Raw genomic sequence first — 12,300 nt, 5'->3', positions numbered from 1 at the left:
TATCGCGTTGTTTTTGGTTTTTTCCGTTGTCGGAAACGCGAACTTCATCTTGCTGCCGATGGACGAGACCGGTCAGCAGAACCATCTGAAAGCTTACGGGATCACGTATTGGGCGCTTGATAAACAATACAAGGCGAGCTGGCTGCTCAATTATCGCGGCGGATCTTTCCTGTTGCCCGACGCGCCCGAAATCCGCAAGGAATGCCAGATTCGTGGCGTGAGTTTCGAAGTTTTGTCGGACGGACAAGCCAATTCCATCCTCGATGAAATTTCGAGCCCGTCCCAGAATATGGAAACCGTGGTGCTCGAAAAAGCGCCTAAAATTGCAGTGTACACGCCAAAAGGAAAACAGCCTTGGGACGACGCCGTGACGTTGGTTCTCAAATATGCCGAAATCCCGTATACCGAAGTGTACGACGAGGAAGTACTCTCCGACCAATTGCTATTGTACGATTGGCTGCACTTGCATCACGAGGATTTCACGGGCCAATACGGTAAGTTTTACGGTATGTACCGCAACGCACCTTGGTATATAGAGGAAAAGAAAAACGCCGAAGCTTTGGCCAAAAAGCTCGGATACGATAAAGTTTCGCAGGAAAAACTGGCCGTCGCCAAAAAGGTGCGCGATTTCGTGATCGGCGGCGGATTCATGTTCGCGATGTGCTCGGCCACCGACAGTTTCGACATCGCGCTTGCATCGGAAGGCATCGACATCTGCGAACCCATGTTTGACGGAGACGCGAGCGAACCCAACTACCAATCCAAACTCGACTATTCGAAATGCTTCGCGTTCAAGGATTTTACTTTGGAAAGGCGTCCCGAACGCTATGAATTTTCAGATATCGACATGACCGACAAACGTCGCGTGCCATTCGAGAAAGACTATTTCACCTTGATGGAGTTTTCGGCCAAATGGGATGTGATTCCAAGCATGCTTTGCCAAAATCACACGCAACTCGTCAAGGGTTTTATGGGGCAGACAACGGCTTTTGAACGCGATCTGGTCAAATCGAACATCCTGGTTTTGGGCGAGTGCCAGATTGATGGAGAAGCGCGTTATATCCACGGACAAAAAGGAAAAGGCATGTTCACGTTTTACGGCGGACACGACCCCGAAGATTACCAACACCGCGTTGGTGACGAACCGACGGTTCTCGATCTTCACCCGAATTCACCGGGCTTCCGGTTGATTTTGAACAATGTGTTGTTTCCGGCCGCTAGAAAGAAAAAGCAAAAGACCTGAAAAGGGTATCCAGGTAGTTTTTAGAAAAAGAAATCCACGTCAACAAAAAGCATAAAAAAGTCGGACCGTTTGTGATCCGACTTTTTGATTTTGTATTTTCACTCAGGCACTATTTATTATTCTCGATCACATAATCCAAAACCTTCTGCATCAAATGCACGCGGTCACGTCCGATCACATTGTGTTTGTGCATCGGATAGGCAAAGAAATCGACCTGTTTGTTCGCTTCTACGAATTTCTTGATCAACGCGAAATTCTGCTGCATCACGACCACATCGTCACTCGTTCCGTGGATCAACAATAGTTTTCCTTTCAAATCTTTAACATAGTTGAGCGTACTGGCTTCGTCGAAACCTTTTTGGTTTTCGGCCGGCGTGTCCATGTAACGTTCGCCGTACATGACTTCGTAATATTTCCAATCCGTAACCGGTCCGCCGGCGACGCCTACTTTAAACACGTCCGGTTTGCGCAGCATGAGTGAAGTTGTCATGAATCCGCCGAAACTCCATCCGTGCACGGCCAAACGGTTGCCGTCTACGTACGGAAGCGATTTCAAGTAATTCACGCCTGCCAATTGATCGTCGATCTCATTGACACCGACGCGTCCGTGGATCACGCTTTCGAAAGCTACGCCACGGTTGTCCGATCCGCGTCCGTCAACGGTAAACACGAGATAACCTTGTTCGGCCATCCAGAACATCCACAAATTGGCACCGTCCAAATAGGAATTCGTGACCAATTGCGCATGAGGTCCGCCATACACGTAAACCAAAACCGGATATTTTTTGTTCGCGTCGAAGTTGCTCGGCTTGATCAGACGCGTATACAAATCGGTTTTTCCGTCGGCAGCCTTGATCGTTTTGACTTCAGACGTGCCCATGATGACGTCTTTATATTTGTTCGCGCTTTCGACCAATGTTTTCGCTTTGCCGGACTTGTCCCAAATCAGCGATTTTCCCGGAGTCGAATGGTTCGAATACTCGTCGAAAACCAAAGTCCCGTCTGTAGAGATCGCGACGTTGTGCACGCCTTCGTCTTTGGTGAGAAGCGTCTGCTTGCCTTTCAGATCGACTTTGTAAACGAGCATGTTCGTTGGGTTCGGGCCTGTCGCCTTGAAGTAAAACTCGGTTCCGGCCGGATTGCTTCCGATGATTTCGCGCGCCATGAATTTATTCGACGTCAATTTCTTGATGAGTTTTCCGTCGATGGAATAGTAGTAGAAGTTGTTGAAACCGTCTGTTTCGCTTTCCCAAACGAAGTTGTTCGATTTCGCGCTCGGGAAAAATGCCGCATGTTCCGGTTCTGTCCACGCTTCCGATTTTTCTTCGACCAAAGTGCGAACAAAAGCACCCGAATTCGCATCGTACAGATTCAAATGCATGTTGTTCTGTGCGCGATTCACTTCGGCGACAAGCACGAATTTTTCATCGGGCGTCCACGAAAGATTCGTCAAATAATCGTCCGACGCGCCTTTTGGAGAAATGAAAACCGATTTTCCCGAAGCGATGTTGTAAATCCCGACTTTGGGTTTTTCGCTTTTCTGTCCGATCATCGGATACTTGATATTCACAAGTTTTCCAGGCGTTTCGTTGATGTCGAGCAGCGGATAATCGGCCACTTCGGTTTCGTCTTTTTGATAGAACGCAAGCAGATTTCCTTTTGGCGACCAAAAAATCCCGCCGTTGATACCGAATTCGTTCCTTGCGATCGACGCACCCGAAACGATGCCTTTGTTGCTTTCGGAAGTCACGGCTTTTTTCGCTCCGTCTTTCCAAAAATACAGGTTGTTGGCTTCGGTGAACGCAATGCCGTTGTGGTCTTCGTTCCACGTCGCGTTTTCGGCTTCGGCCGGGATTTCAGCGAGCATTTTGCCAGATTTCGTCTTGAAGTTGTATTCGTAATATTTAGTTCCCGATGCGAGGATGAACGCATCCGAATTCTTGAAAACGATTCCGAAAAAGCCTTTGAAGTCAGCTCCCGTGGCTTTGTTCAAGTCGGCCAAAGTGACCAGCTCACTCGCGGTTTGGTTGGCCTGTGACGCGGTCATGAGTTTGCGTCCGCCTTCGCCGAAAAACACGTAATTCGATGTGTTCGGAATCCATTGGAAACCCAACATGCCGTCGGCGCGAAATTGTCTGAATTGTTGTAAAACGCCTTGTTCGAGCGTCAGTGTTTGGGTTTGTGCCGATGCGGAAACGGCCACGAAAAGGCTTAACGCCAAGGTTATTTTTCTGATCATAAGTTTGTAGTTGGAATGCAAATGTAACGAATTGCACGTTGGTCGTGTGTCACGGGTATTTGTTACGAGGCATTTATAAAAAAGCCACGAATGTCACGAATTTCACTAATTTGATGAATTGGTGTCATTCGCGCCATTCGTGGCTAAAACTTAAGACGGAATCAGAGGCTTCCTTCCTCGTTTTCCTTGTCGAGATATTCCTGGACGATTTCGATCGCATTGGTCACCACATCACTCAAAGCCGTGATATACGTACCTTCCTCGGCCGAATTGATCGCGTGCTTGATCGCATCGGTTTCTTTGGTGATGATTTCATGCGTGACGGTTTTTCCGGCTTCAGAAATGCCGTCGAGGATCAGGTTGATGATTTCTTCTTCGGTTCGTCCGCGCAGGTGTTTTTCCTGACGGATGATGATGTGGTCGAACATACGGCCCGCGATTTTCCCGCATTCCTTGATGTCTTCGTCACGTCTGTCACCGACTCCGGCTATAATTCCGATTTTTTTGGTCGCGTCAACGCTTTGAAGGTAATCTTCCACACCTAAATATCCGGCCGGATTGTGCGCAAAATCGACCAAAACCTTGAAACGCTTGAACTCGAAAATGTTCATACGGCCCGGAGTCTGCGCCACGCTTGGTATGAACGTCTGAAGCGAAAGACTGATGTCGTCGGTCTTGAATCCGTAAAGGTAAGCGGCAAGAGTTGCGGCAAGCGCGTTCGCGATCATGAACTTGGCTTTTCCGCCAAGCGTCAATGGCACATGGGTTGCTCTTTCTACGCGGATTTTCCATTCGCCTCGCTTAACGGTAATGAAACCGTTCTCGTAAACCGCGACGATTTTTCCTTCTTTGCAAAGGCGTTTAACGGTCGGATGTTCCTCGTCCATCGCAAAATACGCGATGTTGCATTGCAGTTCCTTGGCGATGTTCATGCAGTGTTCGTCCTCGGCGTTCAAAATCGCCCATCCGTCTTTTTTGACGCTTTTCACGACGGTCGACTTCACGCGCGCCAAATCGTCGAGCGTATGGATGTCCGACAAGCCCAAATGGTCTTCCTGAATATTGGTCACGATCCCGATGTCGCATCGGCTGAAGCCAAGCCCGGAGCGCAAAATTCCGCCTCGGGCCGTTTCGAGAACCGCGAATTCCACAGTCGGGTCTTTCAAAATATATTCTGCCGAAAGCGGACCTGTCGTATCGCCTTTTTCCATCATGTGGTTTTGCACGTAAATCCCGTCCGAAGTCGTAAAACCTACGCGGAAGCCGTTGTTCTTGACGATGTGCGCCAAAAGTCGGGTAGTCGTGGTTTTTCCGTTCGTTCCGGTCACGGCGATGATTGGGATGCGACTCGGCTTTCCGGGAGGATACAACATGTCGATCACAGGCGCGGCAACATTCCTAGGCAAACCTTCACTAGGAGCGAGGTGCATGCGGAAACCAGGCGCGGCGTTGACTTCGAGGATGCAACCTCCGTTTTCCTTGAGCGGTTGCGTGAGGTTTTCGGCCATGATGTCGATGCCGCAAACGTCGAGTCCGATGATTCTGGAAATGCGTTCGGCCAAAAAGATATTTTCGGGATGCATCATGTCGGTAACGTCGACCGAAGTGCCGCCTGTAGAAAGGTTGGCGGTCGATTTCAAATACACGATTTCGCCGTTTTTAGGAACGGTTTCCAACGTATATCCGAGTTTTTCAAGCAAATCTTCGGTGTCGCGGTCGACCGAAATTTCGGTGAGCACGTTTTCGTGTCCGTAACCGCGTCTCGGATCTTTGTTGGTTTCGTCGATCAAGGTTTGGATTGAATCCGCTCCGTTTCCGACCACGTGCGCCGGAACACGTTTGGCAGCGGCCACGAGTTTATTGTCGATGACGAGCACACGGAAATCGAATCCGGTGATGTATTTTTCGACGATGACGCGTCTGCTGTATTTTTTGGCGAATTCAAGCCCCGAAACCGCATCTTCCCAGGTTTTTACGTTGATCGAAGCGCCTTTTCCGTGGTTTCCGTCAAGCGGTTTGATCACGACCGGAAATCCGATCTTGTCGAGACACTCTTTCAAATCTTCTTCATCGACACAAATACTGCCTTTCGGGACGGGAACCGAGTTCATGTCGAGCATGCGCTTGGTTTCTTCTTTGTTGCAGGCGATGTCGACGGCGATATTCGAGGTTTTGCAAGTGATCGTCGCCTGAAACCGCATCTGGTTCACACCGTAGCCTAATTGTACGAGAGAGTTCGTTCCTAATCGAATCCATGGAATGTCGCGCGCCACGGCTTCTTCGACGATACTTCCCGTCGACGGCCCGAGTCGGTCGCGTTCGCGTATTTCGCGCATTTTTTGAATGTCGGCCTCAAGATCGTACTCGATACCTTCGATCAACGCTTCGGCAATCCTTACGGCACTTTCGGCCGCGAACAATCCGACGTTTTCTTCGGTATAACTAAAGACGACGTTATATGTTCCGGGTGTTTTGGTCTCGCGCGTACGTCCGAAACCGGTTTCCATGCCGGCGAGCGTCTGTATTTCGAGTGCGATGTGTTCGATCACATGGCCCATCCAAGTACCTCGGTCGATACGCGAGAAAAATCCGCCAGGGACGCCTTCGGAACAACGGTGTTCGTATAAAGTTGGCAGCAATTTCTCGATTCTTTCACGGAAACCGGGGATTTTATTGGTGGGTTTTTCTTCCATGTCCTCGAGATCGAGGCGCATCTGAATCAGTTTCTTGCGTTGCACGCTCCAGATGTTCGGGCCGCGCAAAGCTTGTATCTTTAAGATTTTCATTGGTTTGGTTGATTAATATTCTGTCGAAGGATGTTTTGGATTCGAGTAAAAAACACAGCGTTTTCGTTAAATCGCTGAAAGCATTGCCTAAAATAACGGATTTCGATAACGGAACAAAATTATTTCTGTGTTAAAGAAAGGATTTACGCACATTTCGGGTATGAGGTTTAAATTATACGTAAAATCTTCATGAAATCCGTTGTTTCAACCGTTTTTAAATCAGCTGCTTAAAAACAAAAAGCCCACTTTTGCCGTTTTTAAATCGGGGCGTTTTGGCATTTATTCCTATTTTTACGGCCTCCAAGTTTATCGGAATAGAATGGAAATCAAAGGAAAACTCATCATTATAGGCGGTGCTGTAGACAAGGGCAGTTTTACCGAGAACGACATAGACGTCAATGCCTCAAAGAATATCAATTTTTTCGAGACGGGCATCCTCAAGCGCATCATAAACGAAGCGAGACATAAGGAAAAATCGCGGATAGAGATTATCACAACCGCTTCGAAAATACCAAAAATCATCGGTCCGGAATACGTAAAAGCGTTGAGTTATCTCGGTGCGAACAACGTAGACGTGCTGTATCTCGACAAGCGCGAACAGGCTTCGGACGCCAACGTATTGGAACGCATCAAAGCCGCCGACGTCGTCATGTTCACCGGAGGCGACCAATTGCGCCTGACCTCGATTCTTGGCGGAACGGCCATGCACGATCTGATGCTCGAGAAATACCACAACGAGGATTTTATTTACGCAGGAACTTCGGCAGGAGCAGCCGCGGCTTCGAATTCGATGATCTACCAAGGAAGTAGTTCCGAAGCTTTGCTCAAAGGCGAAGTCAAGATCACAAGCGGTTTAGGGCTTATCGACGGCGTGATCATCGATACGCATTTCGTGCAGCGCGGACGCATTGGACGTTTGTTCCAAGCGGTCGTCGGAAATCCGAAAGTACTTGGTATCGGACTCGGTGAAGACACGGGTTTATTGATCACGAACGGCACCGAAATGGAAGCCATCGGATCGGGGCTCGTCATTCTCGTGGACGGACGCGAAGTCAAGGACACGAATCTGACGCAAGTCGAACTCGGCCAACCGATTTCGATCAACCATCTCGTGACGCACGTGATGAGCAAATACGACACTTTCAATCTCAAAACACATAAGATGCAGATCAAATCTTCTCAATATGCTGAAGATTTGGGCATTCCGACGGATTGAAAAAATTATGAATTATGAATTATGAATTATAGATGAGTCTGGCGTATTTTCGTCGGACTCATTTTTTTTAAGCAAACCGAGACATGAAAATCATCATCCACGGCGGATTTTTCTCTGAATCTTCTACGAGCCAGGAAACCAAAATCGCCAAACAGGAAGCATTGAAGCGCATTGCGAGACAATCATTTGAATTTCTGAAAAGCAATTCTGCGCTCGAAACCGTGGTGTATGCGGTGTCTTTGCTTGAAGACGATGAATTGTTCAACGCAGGAATCGGTTCGCAAATCCAATCGGACGGAAAAATCCGTATGAGCGCGTCGATCATGGATGGGGAATCCAAAAAATTCAGCGGCGTGATCAATATCGAAGAGACCAAAAACCCGGTGCAGGTCGCGCTCGAACTCATGAAAGTGGATGATCGCGTGCTCGGTGGAGAAGGCGCGACGAACTTTGCTCGTCAACACGGATTTGAAAGATTCTCTACCGAGATTCCGCAAAGACGAAAAGAATACGAAGCCAAACTCGAAGCGACCGGAACGGGAACGGTAGGTTGTGTGGCTTTGGACGCCGACGGAAAACTGGCTGCCGCTACATCAACTGGCGGAAAAGGTTATGAAATTCCGGGCCGTATTTCAGATTCGGCTACCGTGGCCGGCAATTACGCCAACGACATTTGCGGCGTTAGTTTGACCGGAGTGGGCGAGGACATCGTTTCGGGAGGGGTCGCCGTCAAAATCGCGACGCGTGTCACCGACGGTTTTTCGCTTAAGGACGCTTTTGCCAAAACGTTCGATGAACTCAAGCCTTTCGATGGTTTTGCGGGTGCGATAGCCATCGACAAACACGGCAATATGTGTCATCAGCATTCGCATCCGAAAATGGTTTTCGCTTCGTTTGACGGGGAAAACATTGAGGTTTTTGAATAGAATATCGACCAAGAAAAAAGCCACGATTACACGAATTTCACCAATAAAAATTAGTGACATTCGTGTAATTCGTGGCTAAATAAATTCTTCGATTCGGGTTAGAAGTCCGTGGAAACGGTTACGCCTTTCCAGCTTTCCAATTCATCGATAACCGATTTCGCCTTGTCTTTCGCGAGTTTGTAGGCGTCGCTACCCAAGAACAAATGTACTGGCGCGTTTTCGGCATAAACCGTGTCGATGATCGCTTTGGCACCTTTCACAGGATCGCCGTTCTGGTTCATGTTCATTTGGTTCAGGTGGAAATCCTGGCTGTCGCGTGTCGATTGGTAGTCGGCGATTTCGTTGGTTGGCGTCGCAATTGAGCCCGACGTCAGGAAGCTCGTGCGGAAATATCCGGGCATGACGGCTGTGGCCTTGATGTTGAAATCTCGAACTTCCATAGCCAAGGATTCCGTGAAACCGACTACGGCGAATTTGGTCGCGCAATAGATTCCGAATCCCGGAAAATCGCCCAAATAGCCACCAATGGACGAAATGTTGAAAATGTGTCCCGAACGTTGTTTTCTCATCTGCGGCAATCCTTGTCGGATTACGTTGAGCGAACCGAATACGTTGACTTCGAAGTTCTGTCGCGCCTCGGCATCGGACAATTCCTCTATAGAGCCGAACAAGCCGTAACCAGCGTTGTTTATGATGACGTCCAGGCTTCCGAATTTTTCTATAGTCGCATCGATCGCTTTCTTCACGTCCGATTCGTCGTTGAGCGTCACTTGTAATGGCAGGAAATTATTGTGTTCGCCCACAAGTTCGGCGAGTTCTTTTTTGTTGCGGCTCGTGGCGGCAACGTTCTCGTTTTTGGCCAGAAGCTGGCGTACGAGTTCCAGTCCGAAGCCTTTTGAGGCTCCGGTGATAAACCATACTTTTTTCATGATGTGATTATTTAATGGATTGATGTTTCCGTCGCAGGACGGATTCTAAGGTTTTGCGGATTTTCTGTAATGGCATTTTCCGTTTTATTTTTGAAACCTCAAAGGTTTTCAAAACCTTTGAGGTTTATAGAATGAACGTATCGAAAATCAACTCAAGCGTCACTCGATTTCGATGTGATTTTCCAATTCTTGATGTTTTCCTGTATCGCTTCGGTCTTTTCCCAAGCGCGTTTCACGGCATCGCTGCCAAGGAAAAGCCGCACCGGCGGATTCGGGTTTTCGGCCAGGTCGATGAATACTTCGGCGGCTTTGTCGGGATCGCCCGTTTGTTTGCCGTCGATCGCAATCAAACGTTCGTGATACGAATGTACCGCGGTATATTCCGGGATTTTGTTTTCGGAAAGCACAAGCGATTCGGGTTTGAGGAATTGCGTACGGAAACCTCCCGGCATCACGACAGTGGCTTTGATACCGAATTCCTTCACGTCCAATGCAAGCACTTCGGTCAGTCCGATCACGGCGGCTTTTGCTGCGGAATAGGCCGCCCATCCGGTACCGCCGTCGAATCCGGCAATCGACGAGATATTGATGATGTGGCCCGACTGCTGTTTGCGCAATTGCGGCATCACGGCGCGTATCACGTTGATCGTCCCGAAAATGTTGATGTCGAACGCCTGTTGGATTTCGGCATTGGTGAGTTCCTCGATACTTCCGCCAATCCCGTAGCCGGCGTTGTTCATGATCACGTCAATGCGTCCGTACATCCCGATTGTCGAGGCAATGGCCGCTTGAACGCTTTGTTCGTCGGCAAGATCTACCGTAAGCGGCAGGAAATTTTCGGTACGTCCGACGGCTTTCTGCAATTCGGAGGCGTTCCTTGAGGTGGCGGCCACTTTATATCCGTAATCGAGCAACTTGACGATCAGGGATAAACCGAGGCCTTTTGATCCACCGGTGATGAACCAAACTTTTGATTGATGTTCTGTCTTCATAATGTGTGAGATTATGAAGCAAAATTACATCAGCAATCGAGGTTCAATCTAGCGTGTTTCAAACCAAAAATTGCGAAATTCAAACATTTCTGAAATTTGAAGGTGCAACCGAGGTCTGTTTCTTAAAAAAGTTGTTGAAATGCGACGCTTCCTCGAAGCCTAAACTGTAACCGATTTCGGAAATGTTCCAGTTTGTGTGTCTCAGCAAGGCTTTGGCTTCGTTTGCAAGACGTTCCGAAATTAAAGTTGTCGTTGTTTTGCCCGTCGTGGTCTTGATCGCTCGGTTCAAATGGTTCACGTGTACCGACAATTGGTTTGCGTAATCGTTGGCCGAACGCATCGTAAACCGTTGCGAAGGATTGTCAATCGGGAATTGGCGTTCCAGAAGTTCCATGAAAACCGATGTGATCCGTGAATTGGCGTCCGGATGTTTGTAAATGTTTTCCGTTGGTTGACGTTTCATGGCAAAATGGGAAAGTTCGAAAACATAATTCCTGACCAAGTCGAATTTGTAAGCGTAATCGGAATTCATTTCGGAAATCATCTTGACGAAAATAGCCTCGACTTCTTTGTCTTCCTCTTCCGAGAGCAGGTAAGCCGGTTTGCCGCTTGCTGAAAACATGGGCCAATCCGACAAGCTTCCACGGATTTTTTCCTTGAAGAACGATTCGGTGAAAATGCAGAAGATGCCGTCTTTTCGCTCGCCCAAAGGTTCGAAAGTGTAGGGAACGAGCGGGTTGAAAAACATCAGCGTCGAGCCGTCGATATCGATGCTTCTGTCGGCATAATGGTAACGGTTGTTTCCGCGGACCAGGGCGACTTTATAGAAATCGCGACGATTGTAGTGAATCGTGACTTGCCCGTTATGGTAGCAATCCTCGGTCCGGAATACGTTGAAATGGCCAATGCCTTTCTGGTAATCCTCGGGAAGGCCGTTGAATTTTTGCCGATAAAAATCTTCGAGCGTCTCTGTTGGTTTCATTTTGCAAAGTTATGAATTTCAAACAGAGTAACGATTTGATTCTGTTAGATAAAAAGAAAAGGAAAATCACAGGGTTGTTTGATTCCCGTAATTTTCCTTTGTTGATGGATCGGATCAAATCAATGTTCCGCCCGAAACTTCGATACGTTGTGCGTTGACCCATCTTGCATCTTCGGAACACAAAAATGCGACCACGCCTCCGATATCATCCGGCAAACCGACGCGTCCCAAAGCCGTCATCGAAGCCACGTGATCGTTGAGTTCTTTGTTGTCGCGCACGCGTCCGCCGCCGAAGTCGGTTTCAATGGCGCCCGGAGCGACCACATTGGCACGGATGCCGCGGCTGCCGAGTTCTTTGGCCTGATAGCGCGTCAATACTTCTATACCGCCTTTCATCGTGGCGTATGCCGACGAACCCGGTAAGCTGAATCGCGCCAAACCAGATGAGATGTTCACGATACCACCGCCGTCGTTCATGAGCTTAAGCGCTTTTTGCGAAAGAAAGAACGTCGCTTTCAAATGTACGTTGAACATGCTTTCGAACTGTTCTTCGGTGGTTTCGGCGAATGGCACATACATTCCGGTTCCGGCATTGTTGACGATGAAATCGAATTTGTCTGTCGAGAATGTTTCTTTGAGGATCGTGCCGATTTGTGAAAAGAAGCCGTCGAAAGAGCTGCTATCGGCCACGTTGAGTTGTAAAGTGGCGGCGTTTTGCCCGAGCTTTTTGATTTCGGAAACCACTTCGTTCGCTTCGTCCGATTTGGAATTGTAGGTAAGGATGACGTCAAGGCCTTTTTTGGCAAGTGCGATCGCCATGTTTTTACCGAGTCCGCGACTGCCGCCGGTTACAACGGCTATTTTTGATTTTGACATGATAAATTGTTTAGAATTACAAGACAAAATTACAGGCGATGTGCGTGCGAAAAATGGTGTAGACTTCAGAATTTGATCGAATCGGATTCTGGAAACTTCTTAAGGATTAGG

Annotated in this window: 9 protein-coding genes; 3 read left to right on the top strand and 6 right to left on the bottom strand. The window is 48.3% G+C overall.

The features are described from left to right. Positions 1-58 precede the first annotated feature (58 nt). The gene (locus tag HZF10_RS17215) at positions 59-1,243 is read left to right on the top strand and encodes an asparagine synthetase B (protein ID WP_371315665.1); all 1,185 of its coding nucleotides are present in this window, start codon (positions 59-61) and stop codon (positions 1,241-1,243) included. Between the two features lie 109 nt (positions 1,244-1,352). Here the strand turns inward: HZF10_RS17215 and HZF10_RS17210 are convergent, their stop codons facing one another. After that, positions 1,353-3,482, bottom strand: coding sequence for a S9 family peptidase (locus tag HZF10_RS17210; protein ID WP_176007480.1), 2,130 nt, complete (start codon positions 3,480-3,482; stop codon positions 1,353-1,355). 161 nt (positions 3,483-3,643) lie between these two features. Continuing rightward, on the bottom strand, positions 3,644-6,268 hold the full coding sequence (gene cphA / locus HZF10_RS17205; RefSeq protein WP_176007479.1) for a cyanophycin synthetase: 2,625 nt from the start codon (positions 6,266-6,268) through the stop codon (positions 3,644-3,646). Between the two features lie 319 nt (positions 6,269-6,587). On the opposite strand from cphA, the gene HZF10_RS17200 reads away from it, so the two are divergent. Then, positions 6,588-7,484, top strand: a complete 897-nt coding sequence (locus HZF10_RS17200) for a cyanophycinase (protein WP_176007478.1) — start codon at positions 6,588-6,590, stop codon at positions 7,482-7,484. An 83-nt stretch (positions 7,485-7,567) separates the two neighbouring features. Then, on the top strand, positions 7,568-8,410 hold the full coding sequence (locus tag HZF10_RS17195; RefSeq protein ID WP_176007477.1) for an isoaspartyl peptidase/L-asparaginase: 843 nt from the start codon (positions 7,568-7,570) through the stop codon (positions 8,408-8,410). 98 nt (positions 8,411-8,508) lie between these two features. On the opposite strand, the gene HZF10_RS17190 is transcribed toward HZF10_RS17195, so the two are convergent. From HZF10_RS17190 to HZF10_RS17175, 4 genes are all read right to left on the bottom strand, one after another. Continuing rightward, a complete protein-coding gene (locus tag HZF10_RS17190) occupies positions 8,509-9,339 on the bottom strand; it encodes an SDR family NAD(P)-dependent oxidoreductase (RefSeq protein ID WP_176007476.1) in 831 nt (276 codons plus the stop codon). Positions 9,340-9,491: 152 nt separating this feature from the next. After that, positions 9,492-10,331, bottom strand: a complete 840-nt coding sequence (locus HZF10_RS17185; RefSeq protein WP_176007475.1) for an SDR family oxidoreductase — start codon at positions 10,329-10,331, stop codon at positions 9,492-9,494. A 79-nt stretch (positions 10,332-10,410) separates the two neighbouring features. Next, on the bottom strand, positions 10,411-11,313 hold the full coding sequence (locus HZF10_RS17180) for a helix-turn-helix domain-containing protein (protein WP_176007474.1): 903 nt from the start codon (positions 11,311-11,313) through the stop codon (positions 10,411-10,413). 114 nt (positions 11,314-11,427) lie between these two features. Further along, complete coding sequence (locus HZF10_RS17175) at positions 11,428-12,189, bottom strand: SDR family NAD(P)-dependent oxidoreductase (RefSeq protein WP_217703402.1); 762 nt, start codon at positions 12,187-12,189, stop codon at positions 11,428-11,430. Positions 12,190-12,300: the final 111 nt, after the last annotated feature.

Origin of the sequence: Flavobacterium agri, assembly GCF_013401995.1 — a bacterium.
GTDB classification, from domain to species: Bacteria; Bacteroidota; Bacteroidia; order Flavobacteriales; family Flavobacteriaceae; genus Flavobacterium; species Flavobacterium agri.
Note: the sequence above shows the minus strand (reverse complement) of the source record. Positions and strands in the feature narration are given on the sequence as shown.

Excerpts from the sequence above, each read along its gene's own strand:
- HZF10_RS17210 (WP_176007480.1), bottom strand. The coding sequence starts at position 3,482 with ATGATCAGAAAAATAACCTTGGCGTTAAGCCTTTTCGTGGCCGTTTCC.
- HZF10_RS17215 (WP_371315665.1), top strand. The coding sequence starts at position 59 with ATGGACGAGACCGGTCAGCAGAACCATCTGAAAGCTTACGGGATCACG.
- HZF10_RS17175 (WP_217703402.1), bottom strand. The coding sequence starts at position 12,189 with ATGTCAAAATCAAAAATAGCCGTTGTAACCGGCGGCAGTCGCGGACTC.
- HZF10_RS17185 (WP_176007475.1), bottom strand. The coding sequence starts at position 10,331 with ATGAAGACAGAACATCAATCAAAAGTTTGGTTCATCACCGGTGGATCA.
- cphA (WP_176007479.1), bottom strand. The coding sequence starts at position 6,268 with ATGAAAATCTTAAAGATACAAGCTTTGCGCGGCCCGAACATCTGGAGC.
- HZF10_RS17190 (WP_176007476.1), bottom strand. The coding sequence starts at position 9,339 with ATGAAAAAAGTATGGTTTATCACCGGAGCCTCAAAAGGCTTCGGACTG.
- HZF10_RS17200 (WP_176007478.1), top strand. The coding sequence starts at position 6,588 with ATGGAAATCAAAGGAAAACTCATCATTATAGGCGGTGCTGTAGACAAG.
- HZF10_RS17195 (WP_176007477.1), top strand. The coding sequence starts at position 7,568 with ATGAAAATCATCATCCACGGCGGATTTTTCTCTGAATCTTCTACGAGC.
- HZF10_RS17180 (WP_176007474.1), bottom strand. The coding sequence starts at position 11,313 with ATGAAACCAACAGAGACGCTCGAAGATTTTTATCGGCAAAAATTCAAC.